Annotated in this window: 24 protein-coding genes and 1 riboswitch; of the genes, 11 read left to right on the forward strand and 13 right to left on the reverse strand. The window is 32.6% G+C overall.

What is annotated here, in order from left to right; translation table 11 throughout:
* Window positions 1-2: 2 nt before the first annotated feature.
* Window positions 3-794, reverse strand: a complete 792-nt coding sequence (locus ACSUE0_RS11525; RefSeq protein ID WP_436957452.1) for an inositol monophosphatase family protein — start codon at window positions 792-794, stop codon at window positions 3-5.
* A 453-nt stretch (window positions 795-1,247) separates the two neighbouring features.
* Here ACSUE0_RS11525 and ACSUE0_RS11530 point away from each other — a divergent pair, with 453 nt between their 5' ends.
* From ACSUE0_RS11530 to ACSUE0_RS11555, 6 genes are all read left to right on the forward strand, one after another.
* Entirely contained in the window at window positions 1,248-1,940 is a 693-nt protein-coding gene (locus ACSUE0_RS11530; protein ID WP_436957454.1) for a helix-turn-helix transcriptional regulator, read from the forward strand.
* Between the two features lie 197 nt (window positions 1,941-2,137).
* Window positions 2,138-2,467 carry a hypothetical protein gene (locus ACSUE0_RS11535; RefSeq protein ID WP_436957456.1) on the forward strand — a complete coding sequence of 110 codons (330 nt, stop codon included), beginning with the start codon at window positions 2,138-2,140 and terminating at the stop codon, window positions 2,465-2,467.
* Between the two features lie 98 nt (window positions 2,468-2,565).
* A complete protein-coding gene (locus ACSUE0_RS11540; protein ID WP_436957458.1) occupies window positions 2,566-3,615 on the forward strand; it encodes a MupG family TIM beta-alpha barrel fold protein in 1,050 nt (349 codons plus the stop codon).
* Between the two features lie 5 nt (window positions 3,616-3,620).
* Window positions 3,621-4,508: an N-acetylmuramic acid 6-phosphate etherase gene (murQ, locus tag ACSUE0_RS11545; protein WP_119613091.1), complete on the forward strand. Its 888-nt coding sequence runs from the start codon at window positions 3,621-3,623 to the stop codon at window positions 4,506-4,508.
* A 72-nt stretch (window positions 4,509-4,580) separates the two neighbouring features.
* Window positions 4,581-6,020: a PTS transporter subunit EIIC gene (locus ACSUE0_RS11550; protein ID WP_119613090.1), complete on the forward strand. Its 1,440-nt coding sequence runs from the start codon at window positions 4,581-4,583 to the stop codon at window positions 6,018-6,020.
* A gap of 2 nt (window positions 6,021-6,022) precedes the next feature.
* Entirely contained in the window at window positions 6,023-6,898 is an 876-nt protein-coding gene (locus ACSUE0_RS11555) for a MurR/RpiR family transcriptional regulator (RefSeq protein ID WP_119613089.1), read from the forward strand.
* 226 nt (window positions 6,899-7,124) lie between these two features.
* On the opposite strand, the gene ACSUE0_RS11560 is transcribed toward ACSUE0_RS11555, so the two are convergent.
* Together ACSUE0_RS11560 and ACSUE0_RS11565 are read right to left on the reverse strand one after the other, a co-directional pair.
* Window positions 7,125-8,552 (reverse strand): alkaline phosphatase, encoded by a 1,428-nt coding sequence (locus ACSUE0_RS11560; RefSeq protein WP_436957461.1) that lies wholly within the window; start codon window positions 8,550-8,552, stop codon window positions 7,125-7,127.
* Between the two features lie 484 nt (window positions 8,553-9,036).
* Window positions 9,037-10,425 carry an amino acid permease gene (locus ACSUE0_RS11565; protein WP_436957463.1) on the reverse strand — a complete coding sequence of 463 codons (1,389 nt, stop codon included), beginning with the start codon at window positions 10,423-10,425 and terminating at the stop codon, window positions 9,037-9,039.
* A 312-nt stretch (window positions 10,426-10,737) separates the two neighbouring features.
* Between ACSUE0_RS11565 and ACSUE0_RS11570 the strand changes: the two genes are divergently transcribed.
* The 3 genes from ACSUE0_RS11570 to ACSUE0_RS11580 all read left to right on the forward strand — a co-directional run bounded on the left by ACSUE0_RS11570 (window position 10,738) and on the right by ACSUE0_RS11580 (window position 12,178).
* The gene (locus ACSUE0_RS11570) at window positions 10,738-11,568 is read left to right on the forward strand and encodes a formate/nitrite transporter family protein (protein WP_119614091.1); all 831 of its coding nucleotides are present in this window, start codon (window positions 10,738-10,740) and stop codon (window positions 11,566-11,568) included.
* Between the two features lie 71 nt (window positions 11,569-11,639).
* Entirely contained in the window at window positions 11,640-11,996 is a 357-nt protein-coding gene (locus ACSUE0_RS11575) for a hypothetical protein (protein WP_119614092.1), read from the forward strand.
* Window positions 11,996-12,178 carry a hypothetical protein gene (locus ACSUE0_RS11580; protein WP_119614093.1) on the forward strand — a complete coding sequence of 61 codons (183 nt, stop codon included), beginning with the start codon at window positions 11,996-11,998 and terminating at the stop codon, window positions 12,176-12,178. Before ACSUE0_RS11575 ends, ACSUE0_RS11580 begins: the two co-directional genes overlap by 1 nt.
* Window positions 12,179-12,227: 49 nt before the next feature.
* Here ACSUE0_RS11580 and ACSUE0_RS11585 read toward each other — a convergent pair whose 3' ends face one another.
* The 3 genes from ACSUE0_RS11585 to ACSUE0_RS11595 form a co-directional block, all read right to left on the reverse strand.
* Window positions 12,228-12,419, reverse strand: a complete 192-nt coding sequence (locus ACSUE0_RS11585; protein ID WP_119614094.1) for a hypothetical protein — start codon at window positions 12,417-12,419, stop codon at window positions 12,228-12,230.
* 4 nt (window positions 12,420-12,423) lie between these two features.
* Entirely contained in the window at window positions 12,424-13,068 is a 645-nt protein-coding gene (locus ACSUE0_RS11590; RefSeq protein WP_119614095.1) for an HAD family hydrolase, read from the reverse strand.
* A gap of 226 nt (window positions 13,069-13,294) precedes the next feature.
* Window positions 13,295-14,209: a bile acid:sodium symporter family protein gene (locus ACSUE0_RS11595; protein WP_107554833.1), complete on the reverse strand. Its 915-nt coding sequence runs from the start codon at window positions 14,207-14,209 to the stop codon at window positions 13,295-13,297.
* Between the two features lie 265 nt (window positions 14,210-14,474).
* Between ACSUE0_RS11595 and ACSUE0_RS11600 the strand changes: the two genes are divergently transcribed.
* Window positions 14,475-15,005, forward strand: coding sequence for a hypothetical protein (locus ACSUE0_RS11600; protein WP_436957467.1), 531 nt, complete (start codon window positions 14,475-14,477; stop codon window positions 15,003-15,005).
* A 181-nt stretch (window positions 15,006-15,186) separates the two neighbouring features.
* Here ACSUE0_RS11600 and ACSUE0_RS11605 read toward each other — a convergent pair whose 3' ends face one another.
* Entirely contained in the window at window positions 15,187-16,779 is a 1,593-nt protein-coding gene (locus ACSUE0_RS11605; protein WP_436957468.1) for an alpha-glucoside-specific PTS transporter subunit IIBC, read from the reverse strand.
* Window positions 16,780-17,002: 223 nt separating this feature from the next.
* Between ACSUE0_RS11605 and ACSUE0_RS11610 the strand changes: the two genes are divergently transcribed.
* Window positions 17,003-17,764: a MurR/RpiR family transcriptional regulator gene (locus ACSUE0_RS11610; RefSeq protein ID WP_436957477.1), complete on the forward strand. Its 762-nt coding sequence runs from the start codon at window positions 17,003-17,005 to the stop codon at window positions 17,762-17,764.
* A gap of 291 nt (window positions 17,765-18,055) precedes the next feature.
* Here ACSUE0_RS11610 and ACSUE0_RS11615 read toward each other — a convergent pair whose 3' ends face one another.
* The 6 genes from ACSUE0_RS11615 to ACSUE0_RS11640 all read right to left on the reverse strand — a co-directional run bounded on the left by ACSUE0_RS11615 (window position 18,056) and on the right by ACSUE0_RS11640 (window position 24,670).
* Window positions 18,056-18,562 carry an SRPBCC family protein gene (locus tag ACSUE0_RS11615; RefSeq protein ID WP_119614099.1) on the reverse strand — a complete coding sequence of 169 codons (507 nt, stop codon included), beginning with the start codon at window positions 18,560-18,562 and terminating at the stop codon, window positions 18,056-18,058.
* Between the two features lie 427 nt (window positions 18,563-18,989).
* Complete coding sequence (locus ACSUE0_RS11620; RefSeq protein WP_436957470.1) at window positions 18,990-20,282, reverse strand: Na+/H+ antiporter NhaC family protein; 1,293 nt, start codon at window positions 20,280-20,282, stop codon at window positions 18,990-18,992.
* 111 nt (window positions 20,283-20,393) lie between these two features.
* A riboswitch (SAM riboswitch) is annotated at window positions 20,394-20,494 on the reverse strand.
* Window positions 20,495-20,645: 151 nt separating this feature from the next.
* Complete coding sequence (locus tag ACSUE0_RS11625; protein WP_119614101.1) at window positions 20,646-21,257, reverse strand: flavin reductase family protein; 612 nt, start codon at window positions 21,255-21,257, stop codon at window positions 20,646-20,648.
* 131 nt (window positions 21,258-21,388) lie between these two features.
* Window positions 21,389-22,270 (reverse strand): SDR family oxidoreductase, encoded by an 882-nt coding sequence (locus tag ACSUE0_RS11630; protein ID WP_119614102.1) that lies wholly within the window; start codon window positions 22,268-22,270, stop codon window positions 21,389-21,391.
* A 79-nt stretch (window positions 22,271-22,349) separates the two neighbouring features.
* The gene (locus ACSUE0_RS11635; RefSeq protein ID WP_119614103.1) at window positions 22,350-23,480 is read right to left on the reverse strand and encodes an amidohydrolase; all 1,131 of its coding nucleotides are present in this window, start codon (window positions 23,478-23,480) and stop codon (window positions 22,350-22,352) included.
* Window positions 23,480-24,670, reverse strand: coding sequence for a SulP family inorganic anion transporter (locus tag ACSUE0_RS11640; protein ID WP_119614104.1), 1,191 nt, complete (start codon window positions 24,668-24,670; stop codon window positions 23,480-23,482). Before ACSUE0_RS11640 ends, ACSUE0_RS11635 begins: the two co-directional genes overlap by 1 nt.
* Between the last annotated feature and the right edge of the window lie 168 nt (window positions 24,671-24,838).

The following is a 24,838-nucleotide window of genomic DNA, read 5'->3' on the forward strand; positions in this document are numbered from 1 at the left end:
TTTTATTTCTTATATCCATTACCTGAATTCAAAATTGCTAATACTTTTTCATGGCATGCTGGATTGCTAATTATAAATGGACCGGCTTTAGCAAAATCTAACGCTGTATTGTCCAATGTTGTCATTTTCAAACCAAGTTCACTTGCAAATAAAAATTGCGCTGCAATATCCCATGGTTTAGGATTTGTATTTATATGAGCGCCAAATTGTCCTTTAATAACACGAATTGAATCTAGCCCACACGAACCAATACAACGATAGCCAAATGATGCCTCCTGTAAATCATGAATAGTTTCATCATTAATCACTAATGAATTAAATGAAATAATCGCCTCTTGTAAATCTATAAGTTCTGGTTTTACAAGTCGCTCTCCATTTACATGAGCACCGTGTCCTTTAATTGCTTTATATAGTTTTCTATGTGGATAATCGTAGATATAAGACAAAGCAGGCTCTCCATCAACAAAATAGCCTAAGATAATACAATAATCCTCTTGTTGTTTAACTAAATTTGTCGTACCGTCTATAGGATCCATTATCCATACGTGCCCTTGTTTGGCATTGATATTAATATTAGATTTTTCTTCAGCAAATAATTGGTGGTCTGGAAAGTTTTCAGCTAAAAATTGTTCAAAGTTTTGTTGAATTGATTTATCAACATTTGTCACTAAATCAAATCTATTCTGTTTCGTGCTCGTTACCATTTCTTGTATAAGGCTAGGAATAATCTCGTCCAAAGTTTCTAACCAAGTTATTACTGACTCATCTATGTAATTTAATTGTGTTTTTTCCATGTGTAGTACACCTCTTTTAAATAGTATGTTAACAAAATAATCGCTATGTATAATTTGTTATATTCTATCATAGAATTATCAAAGAAATATATGATAGAAACTAACTTTGAAAACTCCTATATTTAAATATAAGGCTTTTAAAGTCCATCTATAACATAAATAAAACCGACTAGCGATGCTAGTCGGTTAAATAGAAAGGAAAGTAAGTAATAAATATTGAAGATGTTTGATTAGTAACTCGTACGAATAGATGCTAACAAAACTATTATGTAATAGCCTACCCCTTTGTCATCTAATCGCTATCCCCTTGTTACTAAATTCATATTAACATAATCCGTTTGAAAATGTAAGCGTTTTCTTTAATTTTTTAAAAATTTATTTTCTAAATGTCGTCATTGTCACTTTTATGCTATAATAAATGTAATATGTAATCATTCGGGAGGTGACTTTCTAATGAATAAACGCGAAAGACAAAATAAACTTGTTCTAGCCATTCAAGAGAATAAACAAATTACAGCATCAGAGTTAGCTTCAAATTTAAATGTGTCAAAGCGTACTATTTTAAGAGATATTCAAGATTTAGAAGATCAAGGTGTTAAAATACTAGCAAAACATGGCAAACTTGGTGGTTATCAACTGCAAGAAACGCCAAATAGTTATGAAATTGAGCTGACTGAGAATCAATTATCCGCTTTATTCTTGGTACTCAATGAAAGTCAATCATATACAACGCTTCCATACAGAGAAGAAATTAATGCTATTATTAAAAAATGTCTCAACTTACCCTATACTAAAATGAGACGATCGCTAAAAAAACTAGATCGTTATATTAAATTTGACAAACAACAACACACAAACTTACCACCCATCTTTTCTGATGTACTCATTTATAGTACCGAAAGAAACGTAATGGCGATGGAATTTTACAACAACAATCAAGTTGTAACAGAAAATGTAATTTTTATTGGCCTTTTATGTGATGAAGGATTATGGAAAGCAATTATCTTTGAAATTGGACTCGGTAAAACAAATGAAATTCCGATTATTGATATTCATGATATTTCGTATTCATTTGAAAAAACAATTAAGACACAAGATATAAATATAAACAACTATCAGCAATTTTTAAATCCAACTGAGTCCTAATGTGCCAGTTGGATTTTTCATTATTTTCTGTTTTGTTCCAAGTTCAATTTACCATTAAGTAAATTGAACTTGAAACTAAGCTAATATAACAACCTCTACTACATTCCACTAAATAATATCCATTTATTTTAAATATTTATCTACGCTTTAAAATCTATCTAATATTAAAATCATAAATTACGAAAGGATGTCTTTTTATGTATCACCTAGAATTACACAACTTAGAACAACGTATAATGAAATTATTAAATTTAATCGAATTATACAAATATGGCATTATGACCAATCATAGAGACAAATTAAAATTTCAGCAAGACTTACATATATACATAGAACACGACTATAACGACTTTATTCAAAATAATTTACAACACAATTCACTTTTTCATTATAACTATTTCAACTTTCTATCCAATCAAATAGAAAATCCAATGGATGAGTTCACAATTGGCAATACGCTTAAACATATTGAAATTAACCAAGGACAATTACTCAAAATACTAAAATCACTCTCCTTTATTTTGTAATAAAATTTCATTTTAAGGTTTTATTGAAAATGAAATTGTAATAGTTTTTCATGTATTGTACAATGAAAACGATTACAGTAATTAAGGAGTGATAACTGATGCATGGCTTTTCCATTTATCTCGGCCACCCCATCGATAAGTCGTATATACGACGCATGGTCGATCTAGGGTACAAAACGATTTTTACTTCAGTTCAAATACCTGAAGATAATGATGACACTAAATATCGCCATTTGGGAGAACTTTTAGATTTTTTATCAAACGACCAGCTGAACTATATGATTGATATTAATCCTTCATTGCTGGATCATCATTTTTATGAATTTTTAAAACAATATGACTCTGCGCAATTTATTATTCGAATTGATCATAGTACTTCCATTGACATTGTTAATGAAATTATAAGTAATGATTTTCAATGTTGTTTAAACGCTAGTATTATTTCAGATCATTTACTCCAACATTTATATCAACACTTAAATCATTTTAATTATTTATGTTATTGCCATAACTATTATCCTCGGCCTGACACAGGGTTAGAAACGCAATTTGTTAAATCACAAAACGACTTGATTTTAGCGTATAATCCTCAGGCTAATATTTATGGATTTATTGCAGGAACTACACTTCGCGGGCCACTTTTCAAAGGCTTACCAACAATAGAAACTACAAGATATTTGCATACAATTGAGAGCGCCCAATTGCTTCAAGACTTAAATACACAACATATTATGATTGGTGATCCGTATTTAAACTGTCATCGTGCGCAACAACTTATTTCATTTTTAAAGCAGAGACATTTTAACTTATCAATAACATTACTTGATACACAGGCGGAAGAGATTTTACTAAAACCTCACACAGTTCGTCCTGACAATCCCGGTAATTTAATCAGATCTCAAGAAGCACGCCATTACTGTAAAGCTGACATACAGCCATCATTAATAACCGAAAGGACACTCGGAGCAATAACTTTAGACAATAAACATAACGGACGTTATCAAGGTGAATTACAAATCATTAAGAAAGTATTACCACCTCATAAAAATATCAATGTTGTAGCGCAAATTGATACCGACGACATACCCATCATCAACTGTATGCGACCTAATGATTCATTTGAATTCACTATAAATGCTAAGGAGTAGAAATCATGAATAAATCAATAACCGAATCAAGAAATGAAGCAACCATGCATTTAGATGAAATGACTATTCAACAAGCTTTAGAAACAATGAATGCAGAAGACCAAAAGGTACCAGAGCAAATAAAAGTCATCTTGCCTGAATTAACAAAAGTAATTGAAATTACCACACAACAGTTTAAACAAGGTGGCCGTATTATCTATATGGGAGCAGGTACAAGTGGTCGGTTAGGCGTACTTGATGCCGCCGAATGCGTACCGACATTTAATACGAATAAAAATGAGATCATTGGTTTAATCGCTGGTGGACAACGCGCGATGACTGTTGCAGTTGAAGGTGCAGAAGATGATGAAAACCTCGCACAGGAAGATTTAAAACACATCCATCTTTCTGAAAAAGATGTTGTTATTGGTATTGCTGCAAGCGGTAGTACCCCTTACGTCAAAGGAGGACTAAAATTCGCAAACAAAGTTGGTGCATCTACCGTAGCAATTTCTTGTAATGTAGACACTCGAATTAGCAAATTAGCCCAATACCCTATTGAAGTTAATGTTGGACCAGAAGTATTAACTGGTTCTACTAGACTAAAATCAGGAACTGCACAAAAATTAATATTGAATATGATATCTACTATCACAATGGTTGGTGTTGGTAAAGTGTACGACAACCTTATGGTTGATGTTAAAGCAACAAATCAAAAATTAATTGATCGCTCTATTCGTATAATTCAAGATATTTGCGATACCACATACGAGCAATCTCAAATATTATATGAAGACGCAGACCGAAATTTAAAAGTTGCTGTTGTCATGCACCTATGCGATATATCCAAATCGAAAGCTTCAAAACGTTTACAACAAAACGACAATATTATCAAACAAGCCATTAAAGACTAATTATTTTTAAATACAACTGTCACTTATTTACACATTTCATAAATCTTTAATGACAAAAAAGGAGGTCATTTTATGACAAAAGAGCAAATACTTGCCGAAAATATCATAGACGCTGTAGGCGGACTTGATAATATGGATAACGTTATTAATTGTATGACTCGAGTTAGAATAAAAGTACTCACTGAAGATAAGGTTGACTATGAGAAACTGAAAGCAATTAAAGGCGTGATGGGTGTCGTAAAAGACGATCGCGTACAGGTTGTTGTCGGACCAGGAACGGTGAATAAAGTTGCTACTCATATGTCCGACTTAAGTGGTGTACGTTTAGGTGAAACTATCCCCCATAACACTAAAAATTACCGTGCAGATGCTGAAGCGAAAGCTAAAGAAAATAAAACTTCGTTCCAAAGTAAACAGCAACGTGGTAAATTTAATAAATTACTAAAAACAATTGCTAATATCTTTATACCACTTATCCCTGCATTTATTGGGGCAGGTTTAATTGGTGGTATAGCAGCTGTCTTAAGTAACCTTTTAGCAGCTGGTCAGATTTCTGGCGAGTGGGTAACACAACTCGTCACAGTTTTTAATGTTATTAAAGATGGTATGCTAGCATATTTGGCAATCTTTACTGGTATCAATGCAGCTAAAGAATTTGGCGCTACACCAGGTTTAGGTGGTGTTATTGGTGGTACAACATTATTAACGGGTTTAACTGATGAAAATATGATTACCAACATTTTCACAGGCGAACCGTTACAAGCTGGTCAAGGTGGTATAATTGGCGTAATTTTTGCAGTATGGCTCCTTAGTATCGTTGAGAAACGATTACATAAAATTGTTCCAAATGCCATAGATATTATCGTTACGCCAACAATTACTCTGTTTATTATAGGACTTCTAACAATCTTTATTTTTATGCCTTTAGCTGGCTTCGTTTCAGATGGACTTGTCTCAGTTATCAATGTAATTATCGATATTGGTGGCGTCTTTAGTGGATTTATTATTGGCGCCTTTTTCCTACCATTAGTTATGTTAGGCTTGCATCATATGTTCACACCTATTCACATTGAGATGATCAATCAAACTGGTGCAACTTATTTATTACCAATTGCCGCTATGGCTGGTGCTGGACAGGTCGGAGCTGCTTTAGCATTATGGGTAAGATGTAATAAAAACACAACGCTAAGGGATACACTTAAAGGTGCTCTACCGGTTGGTTTTTTAGGAATTGGTGAGCCCCTTATATACGGTGTTACCTTACCTTTAGGTAAACCATTTATAACGGCTTGTATTGGCGGTGGTATCGGTGGCGCTGTCATTGGAGGCATTGGCCATATTGGAGCAACCGCGATTGGTCCAAGTGGCATATCATTATTACCATTGATTTCTGACCACATGTACTTAGGCTATATAGCCGGATTACTCGCAGCATATGCCGGTGGTTTCTTATTCACTTATTTCTTTGGCACTACAAAGGCTATGCGAGAAACTGATACTCTAGGTGATTAACTATGTCCAACATATTATATAAAATTGATCGACAATACTCAGAATTAACTAAAAGTGAGAAAAAAATTGCTGATTATATCTTAAATACACCACACAAGATTATCAATATGTCAGTTCAAGATTTATCTAATGAAATAGATACAAGTACCGCTTCTATTGTTAGATTCAGTAAAAAAATGACTGAAAAAGGGTTTCAAGAACTTAAAATAGCTATATCTCGATATTTACCCGAAGAAACATTAAACAACAATCATCTGGAATTAATGAATAATGAATCTGTAGATGTATTGAAGTCTAAAATGTTATCACGTGTTACCAACACGATGAGCTTCGTTTCGAACCATATTGAGAATGAAAATATAGATATGATATGCGCAAAGATGCAAAGTGCTCGCACAATTTTTCTATTTGGTTACGGTGCTTCACTTGTTATTGTTACAGACCTATTTCAAAAGTTATCTAGAATTGGATTAAATGTAAGACTTTTGCAAGAAACACATTTGTTCATGTCTACACTTGCTACACATGATGAACGTGATTGTATTATATTTGTGACAAACCAAGGTAGCCACAGTGAATTGCAGTCCATGGCAAAAGTAGCAACAGATTATCAAATTCCTATAATAACTATTTCAAGTTCGAACGATAATCCTATTGCAAAAATATCAGATTATACATTGATATATGGTCAAACAGATGAAAACGAATTACGTATGGCTGCAACAACATCTTTATTTGCTCAATTATTCACAGTCGATATTTTATATTACCGTTACATCGCGTTAAATTATGACAAATCATTAGACGCTATTACTCAATCTAAAATGGCTTTAGATAATTATCGAAAACATTTATCAAATATACATTTCAAACATTAACATAAATCCAACCTAGCAATTGTTTCTTTACGTTGAGTAGGTTGGATTTATCTTTTTATAATTGTTATATGAATCAAAAATTTTAGTTCATATAATTTTTAACCACTAAATAAAGAAAGAAGCGAGAGATAACCAATGTTTATGTGATTTATCAAACTCACTTCTTTCTTATTTATCATTATTTATAATTTTCTCACTGATTTTAGACTAATTTCATTTGATTCAATTAGTTTTGTTCATTTTTGAAGAAATCAAAGATATTGTTCGCATTATCTGTGTTATTAATATTTCCTCTAAAATGCTCACTACCAGGTCCGTATGCATATGTGTTTACATCTTCGCCAGTATGACCATATGTTGTCCAGCCAGTGTGAGATTTGTCATTAATTGGTTTTTGTACTGCATCTTGTACTTTTTGCATTTGTTCTTTATATTCATCCGATTCTTTATCTAATTTATTAAGTTTTGTTGCTTCATCTTTAACTTTATCAATTTGTGATTGCTCAACTTCAAAACCATAGCCGTCTTGAATTACTTTTTGTGGGTCTTTGCCTTCAGTAATTTCTTTTGTCATATGCATACCTGAGTGTTTCATAGAATGAATTGCTTCTGGATTCCACATATAATCTTTGCCTTTAGCAATAGACAAACCACCAGTTGAATGGTCTGCTGTTGCAACGACTAATGTATCAGGATTTGATTTTGCATAATTTGTAGCAAATTCAAAGGTTTTTTCGAAACCATTCATTTCAGACATTACGCCTGTTATATCATTTGGATGACCAGCTTTATCTATAGATGCACCTTCTACCATTAAGAAGAAACCTTTATCATTTTCTTGTAATTTATTTACTGCTGTATCTGCCATATCTAGAAGTTTAGGATTTTTATCTGGTGCGTCAATTTGCAATGGCATATCATTATCAGCAAACAGCCCTAAGATTTTTTTGTTCGTAGATTGTTTCATATCTGTTTTATTATCGACAACATCATAGCCGTCTTTTTTAAACTTATCTACTAAATTACTATTTTCTTTACCAAAATATTCTGCGCCGCCACCGAGTAAGACATCTACTTTATGCTCACCATTAATTTTATCGTTATAGAATTGTTTAGCAATTTCATCTTTTTTGTCACGGCTATCAACATGTGCTGCGTATGCTGCTGGCGTTGCATCAGTTAATTCTGCAGTAGAAACTAATCCAGTCGACTTGCCATTCTCTTTTGCTTGCTCTAACACAGTTTTTACTTTTTTCTTATTATTATCTAAGCCAATTGCACCATTATAAGTTTTATGACCAGAACTAAACGCTGTTGCACCAGCCGCAGAATCAGTTACATTTTCTTTTGGGTCACTTGGATTTGTACGTTGATTACCTACTAGATATTTATCAAAAGCAGTTTTTTCCATTTCTTTTGTTTCTGGGTTATCAGCAAAATAACGATAAGCAGAATTGTATGAAGGACCCATACCATCCCCAACCAAAAATATTACATTCTTTGGATTTTTTGTATTACCCATATATGAAACATCATTTTCTTTTGACGCATGTCCTTCAGCCAAGGCATAGGTTGACTGCGCACTCCCCAACACAGAACCCATAACGATTGCACTTGCCACAGAAACAGTTGCTAATTTGTTAAAAATTTTCATAAAGTAATAACTCCTTTAAATATGTATTATCGACCTACACTTTAAGTGTAGTGCACAAATTTTGAGTAATTATTTTAATGCAGTAAATTTTATGTAAATTTAAAATAAAGTTATGTATACAGTGCGCTAAAAAATTTCATACTGCTAACAATTAAAAATGACAGATGGACAAAAAACCCTATCTTTGCTAAGCAACTTCATTGTATCAATCCTTTCTCAACTAGGAGACTAAACGGCTATAAATAAACAAAGGGGCGAGACAGAAATCTAATTTATTTAAAAGATTTCATCGTCCCACCCCATTAAGATGACTATATTTGATAAAAATAGAAGATTTACCTGAGCTAACGCTCATGCATAAGTCCCACTAGCTCTCAAAAGTAGAACACCTGAGTAAGTTCTCATGTGTAAGAACCACTAGCCTAATAAATTAAGCAGTGGTTCTTTAAAGCGGTGATTCTTTAGATCAGTGGGACTTTACACTTTAAAGTTGTTGATCTTTACTTAATTTATGGTAGCCCTTCAAGAAGAAGAACATTGTCATAAACAATAGGAACGCTATACCAATAATTACTGAAATCACAGTTTCCTTATTAAATAACATGCCGATTAATACCATAATAAAGAATGCCATTGTAATGTAGTTTGTAAATGCGCCACCTGGCATTTTAAATGGGTGACCTTCCACTTCTTCAGGATGATTTTTTCTAAATCTTAAATGACTAATTAAAATCATGAACCATGGCACCATACCTGGTAAAATTGAAGCACTATAAACATATACGAATACACTGTCCGCGCCTTTGATAAATAACGGTAAAATTACATTCAGTAAAGCACCAATTAAAATACCTGTTGCAATTGCAAGTACAGTCCACATAGGAACACCATTTTTCATAACTTTGCCAAAGAATTTAGGTAACATTCCTTTTTGAGATAAATTTAATGACATACGGCTAGCACTAAATATACCCGAGTTACAACCTGACATCGCTGCAGTAAGTACAACAAAGTTGATTAATCCTGCTGCAAAAGTGATACCTACTTTAGCAAACGTAGCTACAAATGGACTACCAATATTTCCTAATTCATTCCAAGGATAAACTGTAACAATTACAAAAATTGCACCAATATAGAAAATCAATATACGCCAGATAACACCGTTAACCGCGCTCTTGATATTTTTTTGTGGATCTTTTGTTTCACCGGCAGTAATACCAATTAATTCAACACCTTGGTATGAACCGATAACAATTGAAAGTGCAAAGAAGAAGCCAATCCAACCATTAGGCATAAACCCGCCATGAGCCCATAAATTTGAGAGACCAATTGCTTCTCCACCATTTCCTAGACCAAAGAAGATAAGACCAAAACCTGCAACTATCATCAAAATAATTGTAACTACTTTAATCATTGCAAACCAAAACTCAAATTCACCAAACGCTTTAACAGATACAAGGTTTGCACCGGCTAATAACGCTACAACAATAACGCCCGGTATCCATTGTGGTAAATCAGGGAACCAATAGTTCATATATTCTCCGACTGCAATAACTTCACTCATACCTACAACTACCCATTGGAAAACGTTACTCCAAGCCGTTAGATAACCTGCTACTGGATGTATGTAATCACTTGCAAAGTTAGCAAAAGAACCAGAAGTTGGATGTAAATAAACCATTTCTCCCATTGCTCTCATTACTAAGAATAAAAATATACCTGCAATTAAATACGCAAATATAACAGAAGGACCTGTCCATTTTATAGTGCTTGTAGCTCCCATAAATAGTCCTACACCAATCGTTCCACCAAGTGCAATCATACGCATTTGACGTGCACCTAGCCCCCTCTGTAATTCATTATTATCTTTCATCATTCAAACCCCATCTCTTTCAAATATAAGTGGTACTAAATTCACTTATTATGTCGCTATTATACTATAAATTCAAAAAATTAAAACAATTATTTTCGGATTATGTAAGGGCTTACATACCTGTTTGTCAATTGTATGCGATTTTACATTGAAAAGTAAAGCTTTGTTAAAAAAATTATTCTTCTTGAAATCAACTATAAAAACAGAACTAAAAATTTAAGTCAAATAAATTCATGTAGAATTTGTGAAGAAGTTCACAAAAAATTCTTGACATAGTATACTTATAAATAATTGTAGAAAGTGAGGATAAAAATGAGCGAAAAAAACATTAAATGGGATAAAGTATTTTATGGAAAAGCTTGGATTGACCATGTAGTTGATACCATCAAAACTAAAGACATTTTACAAAGTTTTTATTTTAAACGTTATTTACTTCGAGCCATAATGGCTGGTTTTATTCTAGGTGTCATTACAGTCTTCGTTTTGCTTATTAAAGCATCGCTAGACACTCATCTACCTTCTGGTGTTATTAATATAATTGCATCTATAGCATTTAGTTTTGCTCTAGTACTTATCTTATTTACCAATTCAGAATTACTGACGAGTAATTTTATGTATTTTACAGTGGGTTTATATTATCATGTCATCAGCCCTACCAGAGTTTTTAAAATTTTTACACTATGCTTTATTGGTAATGCATTGGGTGGATTTTTATTTTTCTTATTATTACGTCATTCTGATGTGATGACCACTGACATGATAATACAATTAGAGCATACAATTGAACATAAAACTTTAACTGCTAGTTTTATTGCAATATTGATTAAGGGTATTTTTGCTAATTTCTTCATCAATATTTCTTTAGTCATAGCGATGCAAATAGACGATGTTTTAGCTAAAATGTTCGTCATGATGTTTGGTGTGTCTATATTTGCATTTATGGGTTATGAGCACGTGATTTATAACTCTGTATTATTTGGTGGTGGTTTAGTCTATCAAAGTAATGAATTAGCACTTATACCTGTTATCATCAATTTATTAGGTGCAGGTATCGGCAATTACATCGGAGGAGGATTAATTATAGGCTTGTTCTATGCTTATTTAAACGATCATCACCAATACCAACGTAATATATCTAGATAACTGCTAATACAATAATTCATCTGTTTTATATGGTATAATTTTCAGTAGATTTTATTACAAAGGAGTTATATATGAATAAACACTTAATGAAACGTACGCTTACGATTTCCATTATATTTGGTGTGTTATTTTTCTTTTTAAATTATTTTAGTGAATCTAATAGTTCAGTTCTTCCTTTAATATTAAAAAGTGTAATGGTTATCTTTGTTTTTGGTATTTTATATTATACTTTGTTTTCTATTGTAAATTCTCCAGAACGAAAATATAAATTTGGTATAACTATTCCGATTGCATTATTAATCGCGATTATCATAAGTGCTCTATTTTCAGCAATAAAAGTCGGGATTATTATTGGATTAATCTTAGGTGTTATTGCCGGCTACGTTTGGGAATTTCTAGCAAAAAATCAAAACGGTGGTGACAAATAATGAGTGTAATTTTAGGAATCGTTGTAATTATTTTATTAATTGTAAGCTTAATTCCAAATTTGAAAGCCTATAAAAAAACAAAAGAAGCCGGAGAAAAAAACCCCCGGTTTGCTATCATGATAGGTATAGATGCTATACTGCTTGTTCTTGTATGTGTAACATTAATATTTCAACTTTTATAAAACAGATGACGCTTGTCTCATAAAGCGTCATCTGTTTTAGTATATATAATCAAAACCTATCTTGTAGTACTAAATAATATAAAGCTATAGCACCTAATAAATAAACCATCGTACCGACTATAAATGAACGAAATTGTATATTAAAAGGAATCTTTTTATTAAATACAGGTCCTAAAACTAAATTACCTATAGCTAAGATGATAGGACCACCTAAGAAAAATATTAATAAATAACTATTCATAAAACTAACTCCTATCAGCTTCAAAACATAATGCTATGATTTCATCCGCAGACAAATCTTTCCCTGTATATGCAATATGACTAAAGTCTTGTAATTCCGTCATATCATTCGTATTGACAATAACATCAAGACCAGCAGTAACAGCTGCTGTTGCACCATTTACTGAGTCCTCAATCGCTAGGCAATTTGCTGGGTTATAATTTAATCTTTGAACAGCAGTGAGGTATGGATCCGGGTTAGGCTTAATTGACTCTACATCTTCACGTCCTACAATAACATCTATATACTCGCTCAATCCTAAATTGTCAAACGTTGGCTGAATATCTTCACGATAACTACTTGTGGCAACTGCCATAGGGATATGACGTTTTTTACAATATTCCATAAGCTGATGCATTGCATCAACAATTGGCAAAGAAACACTCGTTTCATTATGTTCTAAATAAACCTTTTCCTTATCGTTCGGACCGAGTTGTGTTTCCAAATAATTATGTAATTCCGTTGCAGCGCCTCCAATAGATTGACGATAAAAGTCTAATGAGATTTCTTGTAAATTGTGCTGAATTAAGTGCTTATTAATAATTTCAAACAGATGTTTTTCTGTATCTATAATCGTGCCATCAAAATCAAATACAACTGCCTTGTACATAATTACGCCTCCTATTTAATATGGGGTCACATTCATTTAATGATAGCTTATCATATTTCAGGTTTGAATTAACTAATTATAACCATTTTTATAACACAAGTGAATAATATTAAAAATGGCCCAATCCATAGCATTACTATGAATCGAACCAGTAAGTTACTTTAATTATTTAATTGTCTATTTGAGTGAACACAGTTCATAAATTAGCCTAGTCTCTTCTTATTTTTTATCGTTTATTCCAATATTTAGCTAATATTGGTCCAGTAATATTGTGAATCAGACTAAACACAGCTCCTGGAACTGCAGCTAATGGACTAAAATGAACGGTGGCTAATGATACAGCCAGCCCTGAATTTTGCATACCAACCTCTATAGAAACAGCTTTTTTATCAGCTCTTTCCAAATGGAATATTTTAGCCAAAGTATATCCAAGCGTGTAACCTACAATATTGTGTAAGATAACAACAGCAAAAATCAATAAGCCTGTTTCAAGTATTTGTGATTTACTTCCCCCTACTACTGACGCTAAGATAAGCGAAATTGCAACAACTGAAACAATTGGTAAAGCTGTCGCTGATTTAGCAGCAAAGTTTTTAAATAATTTTTGTAATATAAAACCAATGATGATTGGAATTAAGATTACTTGGACAACTGACCAAAACATGCTCATAAATGATACTTCTAACCATTGATTAGCAAATAAATATATTAAGGCTGGTGTTAAAATCGGCGCTAATAGTGTGGACACGCTTGTAATTGCAACTGATAAAGCGACATTTGCATTAGCAAGATAGCTCATTACATTACTTGATGTTCCGCCAGGACAACATCCCACTAAAATGACACCTATAGCTACTTCTGGTGGCAGATTAAATAATTTAGCAATTAAAAAAGCTGTTAATGGCATAATTGTATATTGTAATATAACGCCAATTATCACTGAACGCGGTGCTTGAAATACAATTTTAAAATCTTTAGGGTCTATCGTTAACCCCATCCCTAGCATTACAATACCTAATAAATAAGGAACCCACCCACTTAATGTTGCTAATTGGGCAGGAAAAATAAAACCTATAATTGCAGCAACTAACATCCATAATAAGAATGTGTTGGTTGCAAATCTACTTACCTTTGATAACATCTATAAACACTTCCCTTTATGTATTAACAAAGAAAAATGTATCATACTTTATACTCTCAAACAACTTAATTTTCTAAATATTCTAAAAATAATATCTGTAATCAATTACTATGTAAAAATTTTAACTTCGTTCTTAAGACCTAGTGATTCTAATAAAAAAGAGTGGTACAATCTAATAGAAATAATAACTTGTGGAAATTTAAGTGTAATTGAATATTATGATTAATAGAGATAAAACACTTTCTATAGATATTGGGGGTATCATATGTTTTTAGATAGAACTGAAACTTTTGTGTTAAATATTGGAGGATTAAATAATCGTGCCACAAGAAAAAATTTAACCAAACTATGTAAGCAAATACAATTTTGTAATTCATTTAAATTTACGATTTTCAAACAAAATAATTTGTATGCTTTAGAGATTAATTTACCAAAGCAGCAATTACCATATATGATTAGTTTCCTTAGTTTTCATAACTATTCTATTTATCAAATACTACAAGGTACAGATACTAATGACCTTTTAGATTTAGATCATTTATTATTATCTTCCAGACGTTTTGAATTAGTTGTAGATGGACTTCGTGATGCATTTATTAAAGACAAGGTCATCGATATTTTAAATTTAATAAATCAAACCGAATATATTACATATACTTTCAATCGTAATAAGATAAACGTATCTACGTCACCCTCAGTTTTTGCAAAACTCATATATATGGTTGCTACGCATAACATCGATATACTTGGTGCTGTATATCAGCCTCGTTGGATGAATAAAGCTAGAATTTCATAATATAAATAAACTGCTTATATAAATTACTAATTTAAAATAAATATCAAAAAAGAGGAACCAAGACATTTATGTTTTGGTTCCTCTTAATCTATAGGCAATAGTTGCCTATATTGAAATTATTAACTAGTTCCTATACAAGTACTCAGCCTTGAATAATTCATCATCTATTGCTTATATATAATTATTTTACATCTTCATTATTCACTAGATTTTCAAATGCTTCTCTTACTTGAGGCACAGACATACCTACAACCACTTGAACATTTTTACCACTTTTTACTAATCCATGCGCCATTTGATTATGTGTAAAATACGCACTATCTTCGACCTTCTCAACATCGTTTACCGTAAGTCTTAGGCGTGTTGTGCAGTTTGTTACATCTTTGATATTTTCCTTGCCACCTAAACCTTCTAAATAATAAATCGCCTTATCTTCATACTCATTTCCTGATGATCCTGCGCTATTATCTTCGTTCTTTTTACCTTTATAATCATTTTTGTTATATAATTTCATATCTTTTTCATCTTTTTTACGACCAGGGAGTGGTATATCAAATTTAAGAATTAAAAATCTAAATAAGAAATAATAAATCGCAGTAAATCCTAACCCTATGATGATTTGTATCACATAAGTTAACCAATGATTTTGTGCTAACGGTATCCAGTTTGTTGCAAAGAAGTCTAATAGTCCTCCTCCAAAGTTACCTACTAAACCAAATCCATACATCATTGTATCCATTGTTGCAGCTAATAATGCATGCAATACAAATAAATATGGCGCTATAAATAGGAATGTAAATTCTAACGGTTCGGTAATACCAACTACAACAGCAGTTAATGTTGCTGGAATAAGTAATGCTGCAATTTTCTTTTTATTTTCTTTAGGCGTTGTTGAATACATAGCCAAAGCAATACCTATAGCTCCAAATACTTTACCATTACCTTGCAACATAAATCCATATGGGAACTGTTCCTTTAACGGTTCGGTACTTTTAGCAAATTCATTAACGTGTTCAAACCATTCTGCCTTTAAGCCATGATTGACTACAACAGGACCAACTTCAATTGGTGCATATATAAAATGGTGTAATCCTGTTGGAATTAGCACTCGTTCTAAGAAGTGATACAACCAAACACCTATATAACCTGATCCAATAATAAAACCTTGTAATGAAGTAATACCACCTTGCACAGTCGGCCAAATAACACATGTAAGTAATGCTATTGGTAACATAACAAAGAATGATATCGTCACCACAAATGTTAGACCTTGGAAAACGCCTAACATCTCTGGTAACCGTTTACTGTAGTATCGATTATGTATCCAAGTTATGATACTTGAAATGATAATTCCACCAAGTATATTCGTATCTAACGTTTCAATCCCAGCAATCGCTTTAAGTCCTGTTACATTTTCAACGCCTTTTTCCAAATTCGCTCCAAATGTATGCGGCCATTGTGTAAGTATTGCATTTATAAAAGTATTGAACATAAGGTAGCCCATCAATGCTGCTAAAGCTGCATGTCCAGGCGCTTTTTTAGCTAAAGATAGTGGCAAACCGACCACAAACACAACTTCCATATGATTAAAAATTGTCCAACCACCAGCTTCGATTACTGACCAAATCTTAAACCAAGTTGTACCATCAGCAGCAATGCTTCCCATAATCGATGGATTTTTAAATAGAGTGGCAAATCCTAAAACAATACCAAAAAATGCAAACATTAATACAGGTACAATCATCGCACTCCCAAATCGTTTAATTGCATTCATAGCCGTATAACCTCCTATTTCTATACATAAGCATTTGTCTACACATCATTCATAATAAATCTATAAATATAATTCATTGAGTATGTGTTGTATGTGATTAATTTAATATTAAAGGAAACGCTTACATACAGACAATAGTTTGACGCCATTCGGAACAATTTTGTATAATCAGATTATATTTTCAAAATATGAAAATATTTTCATGAAGTGTGAGGTGACAAATTTGTTTTTAGACGAACGTGTTAATACTAATTTTAATAAATTAAATGAAAATGACTTACATATTGCACATTTTATTAATACACATATCCTACAATGTAAAACGATGAAAATACAAGAATTAGCAGAACATACCCACGCCTCTAACGCCACCATTCATCGTTTCACTCGTAAGTTAGGCTTTGATGGTTATAGTGATTTTAAATCTTATTTAAAATTTGAAACTGAACAATCACATCAATTACCTTCAGATTCAATAGAAGGTTTTAAACAAGAAATCGAAAATACTTTCACTTATTTAGAAAGAATCGATTATGACCTTATTACAGATAAAATTTACCAAGCAGAAACCGTTTATTTATATGGAACTGGACTAGCCCAAATGAATGTGGCTCAAGAAGCACAGCGTATATTACTAACGATACATAAAAGTATTATCGTACTTCATGACGTACACGAATTTAAAATGGTATTGAATAAAACAACACCAAAAGATATCTTTTTTATCATTTCTCTTTCTGGTGAATCAGAGCAGTTAACAGATATCAGCAATTTATTACAGTTGCGTCAAAAATATTTTTTCTCTGTAACCACTTTAAAAGATAATACCCTTGCTCAAAAAGCAAATTATAATATCTATGTATCTAGTAATACATTTTACTTAGCTGATGGCATAGATTATTCAAGTTTTATTAGTTACCATATTTTCTTCGAAACCTTATTACGAAAATATAATGAACGTAAAGTAATAGGCGAACTGTATTAAAATACAATGCCCAGCTATTGTCTTATTCGCCACGTTCAAATAACCGTATTGAAGTTTGAATAATTATGTTAAATTTGTTAATTACAGCAAAAGCTCCCTCTAAAGATTGTCATATTTAGTGATTACTTTAAAGGGAGCATTATTTATTTTAAGTGCTGATTGAGCAAACCATATAAAGAATTTACTTTGATACAGGTCTGAATTTTATTCAAACTTAAATAATATTACCAGGATTGGAATAATCCAATAAAATCATATCACACCGTGTGATTTCTATATCAGCGAACTATTTTATAAATTTGCTTCAAACTCTTCAAGCGCTAATTGTAGTTTGTCAAATAACATTTCAAACCCATGTGCCGTTGAATCATGATATTCTTTCTTCTTCTGTTTATATTCTAAAGATGTTAATCTTCTTTCTCTCGGTACAAAAGCAATATAATTGAAAATCATTTGCGTAATGCCTGGTTCTCTTTCGAATATTTCAACTTCTATCGTATCTTCTGAATCACTTAATTCTGGCATACCAATTGTCATGACGATATATTCATAAGGTGTTAATGAAGCAAATCTACCTTGTACTATATTCTCCTTACCTTTACGAACATCAACAATTTTGTATTTACCATTTTGTTCAGCAGCTACTTCAATAGTTTTATTTGTTCTTTCAGTTGTCATAAACCATTGTTTAAGAAAACGTTGGTCTGTCCAAGCTTGGTATAATAATTCAGGTTCTACTTTAAATAACCTTTCAAGACGAATTTCAACATTCTCATTTTCTACATTGTATTTACCCACGATCGATTGTTCACCTACTTTCACTCTTATTACTATTCTAACGCATTACACTATACTTCTAAACAATTATCAAATAAATATAGTGATGTTCTTTAATATTTATAAAGCTTTAACAACCTCATTTTATCGCTATTAGTCAGTAAACGTCAAAACTTTCATTTTCATTGAATATTATACTAAATAAACTTCACATTTATCTTAGCATATTCTGTTAACATACTGCTTATTTAAAATAGCGAATGAGCCCAGGACATTCATACATCCCGAACTCAAATTTAATCTAGATTATAGTCTATTGGTATTAAATAACACAATGAATATCAACAATTTTCAAATGTTATCTAATCATGTTTATTAACATATAACTCCACTACTCTATTTAGAGCTTAAAAATCATTGCCCAACTTGATGTTGCAATGTATCTTAATTACTTTTTATCTAATCTAGGTAATCTAAAGAAAATTGCTACAAGTCCACAAACGCCTAGTATCATTGGATAAATTGCGTAAGGCACCAATTCAAATGGAGATATAGACGCCACACCTGCAGCAGCAATCAATTGAGGACTATATGGCAGCATTCCTTGGAAACAACTCGCAAACATATCTAAAATACTAGCTGATTTACGCGGATCCACATCATATTCCTCTGAAATATCTTTTGCTAATGGTCCTGCCATTAATATAGAAATAGTATTATTTGCTGTCGATATATCTGCAACACTGACTAAGCCAGCAATACCTAATTCTGCACCACGTTTAGATTTCACTTTACTGCGTACAAAATTTAATAGCCAAGTAATACCACCATTATGTTGAATCAATGCTACTAAACCACCAATGAGCAATGCAATAATCGCTATATCTTCCATACCGATAATACCTTTGGATATAGAACTTAATAAACCTGTCCAACTAAATGAACCGTAGATTAATCCGATAATTGCAGAAAGTACAATGCCACCGATTAATACGATAACTACATTTACACCTATTAATGCTAAAATAAGCACAAATAAGTATGGAATTACTTTAATAAGATCATAATCATAACTTTTATTTGCATCTATATGTGCACCATTTGTTAAAAACCAAAGAACAATAATAGTAAATATCGCGCCAGGCAAAACAATCTTTATGTTCACCTTAAATTTATCACTCATTTTCGTTTTCTGAGTACGTACTGCAGCTATCGTAGTATCAGAAATCATTGATAAGTTATCACCAAACATAGCTCCACCAACAACAGTAGCCATTGTGATAGCTGCCGAAACATCTGTAGCTTGACTTAAACCAAAACCAACTGGTGCTATAGCAGCTACCGTCCCTACAGACGTCCCCATTGATAAAGATACAAACATACATATTATAAATAGTCCGACGATAATTAAATTTTCTGGTATTAATGATAACCCTAAGTTAACCGTCGACTGCACGCCACCCATATCTTCAGTCGTTTGAGAAAAGGCGCCTGCTAATAAGAAAATTAACATCATTAAAATAATATTGGAATGTCCTGCACCTTTTGTAAAAACTTCAACTTTTTTATGAAATGATTCTTTTCTATTTAACGCTAATCCAACAATAGAAGCTACTAATATAGCTACATTCAGTGGCATCGTAGTAAAGTCGCCTGTACTAATACCCACACCTAAGAACATACCAACAAATACGATTAAAGGTATCAAGGCCCATGCGTTACCTTTTTTTGTCTCCTCCATACATAACCAACTTTCCTAAATATTAAAACAGAACCCAACCTTCTGTTATTTGTAAGTCCTAAAAATAAAAAAACTCTTTCTAAATTAAGAAGAAAGAGTAAACTTGATTCATTCTTATCTTCTAGCATGAATTATGCTACTGGATTTGGCACACGCATCATCATGTTGCCGAAGTATCATCGGGCCAGTCCCTACACTTCTCTTGATAAGGTATTATTTTATTTTATTACAGTACAGTATTAATTGTAATTCGTCAAATATGGAATTGGACAGAAAACAATTTAACAAACGATTTCATTATCTAATTCCTTCAACATCTATTATTTCAATAGAGCTTATGTTATTTATTTAATCGCTTTATATTTACTTCATAGGACGTTCGATAGTAAATTTATTACCTAAAGAAGCATAATCATTACCAGCTAAACGAGCTACAGCACTAAGTGCGTCAACGTCTATTTTACTATCTTCAAAATAAACTGATTCATCAATATGAAACATAACTACTTCACCTATAATTAAATCAGATCCTTCTTGAGAGTCACCTAACGGAATAATTCTATCTAACTTACATTCCATTCGAATTTTAGCTTGTTCGATACCAGGTACTGCAACTAATTCAGAGTCAACACAATTAAGACTTGTTCTTTCTAATTCATTTTGGTTACGTGTCAAAGGGGCTGCTGTATGGTTGATTTGCTCGACTGTAGCTTCATCTGTAATATGTACTACAAATGATTCCGTTTCCTCAATATTTAAAGAAGTGTCTTTTCGCTTCCCTTCAGAACGTCCTGTAGAAATCATAATCATTGGAGGTGCACTATTAACAACATTAAAAAAGCTAAACGGCGCTGCATTTAAATGCCCATCTTTATCTTGAGAAGTAACAAATGCGATGGGTCTAGGTATCACACTACCACTTAATAATTTATAATTTTGTTTTTTGGTTAAAGCATCTGCTTTAAATTTTTTCATAAATGATTACCTTACCTTTCAAAAATAAGGAGGTAGGATATCAATGTATCCCTCCCTCCTTATGCTTAGTATCACCGAGACATTGAAACACTATAGTTAAATTAAATTACTGTCTCGTTACTCCATCAATTCTAATCTAATTGAGTACCACCTGTCACGCCATAAACTTGACCTGTAGTATAGCTTGATTCCTCAGCTGCTAAATGTACATACACACCCGAAAGTTCAACCGGTTGCCCTGCTCTACCTAACACTTCTTTTTGGCCAAAAGTCGGAATTTTAGATTGGGGCTGTCCACCAGAAATTTGGAGTGGTGACCAGAATGGTCCTGGTGCTACACAATTTACACGGATTCCCTTGCTACCTAATTCTTCAGATAAGCTCTTGGTAAGTGAAATGATAGCTGCTTTGGAAGCGGCATAATCATGTAAGGTCGGGCTTGGATTATAACCTTGTACAGATGAAGTCAGTGTAATCGTTGCGCCAGGTTCTAAATAATCAATTGCTTTTTGAACTGACCAAAAAATAGGATAAACATTTGTTTCGAATGTCTCAGTAAATGATTCAGTATCAAAGCCTTTAAGGTTGTTTCTATATTGCTGGTGTCCTGCTACAATCGTTACATTATCTAATCCACCAAGTTTGTTATAAGCTGTTTCAACTAAATCATAGTTAAATTGTTCATCGCGTATATCGCCTGGGATTAATACAGCTTTACGTCCTGCTGCTTCAATCACTTGTTGTACTTCTTCAGCGTCCACTTGCTCAGCAGGTAAGTAATTAATCGCCACATCTGCTCCTTCTTTAGCATACGCTATGGCAGCAGCTCTACCGATAGCAGAATCTCCACCAGTAACTAACATTTTATAATCTTTTAAACGCCCATAACCGATATAAGTTGTTTCACCACAATCAGGCTTAGGGTCTAATTTATCTTGTAAACCTGGAACGTCTTGTTCTTGTTTCGGGAAATCTTCACTTGAGAATTTTGTTCTAGGATCTTGTCCTGGCATATGCAAACACTCCTTATTATAAAGAATATGCTTATGCATTACCCTGATTTTTAAAGTTTTAATACATCATTCAAAGATTCTATTTAGATTGCTCGTTTAAAAGTTTTTGTACAAAACTTAAAAAATACTCAGGTACTTGTTCTAATATACGTTCATCTGGATCATATTTAGGATGATGCAGATCATATTCACTATTAGAACCAATAAACACAAATACACTTGGATATTTATTTGAGAAACCAGAAAAATCTTCTCCAATGGTTAATGGTTGATCCATAATACTCACATTATAACCAACCTCTTTAGCAATCTCTATTGCGTCTTCTGTTAATTTTTCATCGTTAACAACCGCACCTGGTAAACGATGATATAACGTTTCAATTTCAACACCAAATGCTTCTGAAAGGCCACTTCCAATTGCACGTAAGCGTTCTTCGATATAATTACGTTTCTCTTCGTCAAAACTTCTCACTGTACCTTGAACATAGGCTTCATCTGCAATCACATTCCATGTATTACCACTAGACACTTCACCAATAGTAACGACTCCATTATCAAATGCTGATAAGTTTCTACTAACAATAGACTGCACGCTATTAATTAATTGTCCTAATACAATAACTGGATCTTTACCTTGTTCTGGTTTGGCAGCATGTGCTCCTACACCTTTAATTTTAAATTCAAATCGATCTACAGAAGAAGTAATAACTCCTGATTTCACTGCAAATTCACCAATGTCTAATGTAGGGTAATTATGATAACCTAATACCGCTTTAGCGCCTTCTATCGCACCTGTATCAGTAATATGATACGCTCCATAACCTAGTTCTTCTGCAGGTTGGAATATAATGCGTACGCGCCCAGTTAATTGCGATTCAATTTCTTTCAATTTTGTCGCTACTGCAAGTATGCTTGCCATATGAATATCATGTCCACAAGCGTGCATCATACCTTCATTAGTGGATGTAAATTCATGTACAACTTGCTCTTTAATAGGCAGAGCATCTATGTCTGTTCGAACTGCTACAAAATGTTCACCCTGGCCAACCTCTGCTACTAAGCCAGTTTCTAATGGTAGGTCTAAAATTGTAATTTCATATGATTCTAAAATTCTTCTTAATCTTTTTGTTGTCTCATATTCTGCATCTGATAATTCTGGATACTGGTGAAAAGTTCTTCTCCAATTTATGTAATCTTCATATTGTGGCATTATATGTCACACCCTTTCTTATTTTTTAAGCGCAAAATGAGGTAGTAACAAATTGTTACAATCACTACACCCGCAGCCAAATTATTCGTTATTAATATAATCGCCATTGTTAGTATTACTATACAACCATTAAAAATGGGTGCTTTTTTAACAAATGATACAGTTCTTCTATCAAATGTATTTAAAGATATTGTTATTAATACGGTCGCTAATACCGCCATAGGTATCTGACCAATAATACTTCCAAATACAAATAAACTAAAAAGTAGAAAGCTGCCAGTAATCAAAGTTGAAACTCTCGATGTTGCTCCCATACTTAAATTAAATTTTGATTGTCCCACTAATGCGCTACCACCATATCCACCGAACAATCCTACAATAAAGTTTGCAATACCTTGACCAATTGACTCTTTGTTTTTGTCACTAGGCGTATCCGTCACAACATCCATCATTCGAGCAGTTAAGGTTGTTTGTACAACAGCAACAATAGCCATTGTTAATCCATAAATAAAAATAATAAATGTATTTTCTAAATCATACATCATTTTAGGTAAACTAATATTTGGCAAATGTACATGTATAGAGGCTAAATTATGAACATATTGTATATCTGGTTTAATTAACCAAGCAGCAAAGGTTAAGACAATAATTGAAACTAAAGGTGCAGGTATGAATTTTATGTATCTTTGCGCCAACCAAATAATTAAAAATGAAATTAACACAAGAACATAAGTAGTATTAGAAATTTGAAATATATTATCAAGCTGAGATGTGAATAGTAGTACTCCAAGTGCATTCATAAATCCTATGACAACGCCTGTAGGAATATAATCTAATAGTTTATTTGTATGACAGTAACCAAATATAATTTGGATTAATCCCATAAAAATTGTAGCTAAAATCACTGCTTGTATGCCATGACTAGCCATAAGTGGTGCTACAACTAAAGAGACACCACTACTTGGCGCTGAAACCATTAAATTTCTATTGCCTGTGAAACTAATGACAATCATCATAAATCCAGTACTCAACATACCTATTATTGGGCTCACGCCTGCAATAAAAGAAAATGCGATAGCACCTGGCAAAAGTGCGAGCGCTATTAATACACCAGATAGTGCATTCGGAATGATATTACCTTGCCATTGTTTGATATAATCAGTTCGTGTCACGCCGAATGTCACCTCCATATGTTCCTCTTGTCACATGGTATCATAATTGTCGAAATATTTTATCAATTCTGTTTATCAAAATATAAAAATATCAACACCTGATCACTTGCTCATGTGTAAGAACCACTAACTCAATAAATTGAGAAATGGACTTGGTCCACCTGATCACTTGCTCATGTGTAAGAA

The sequence above is a fragment of the Staphylococcus sp. AS1337 genome (genome assembly GCF_051408735.1).
GTDB classification, from domain to species: domain Bacteria; phylum Bacillota; class Bacilli; order Staphylococcales; family Staphylococcaceae; genus Staphylococcus; species Staphylococcus xylosus_B.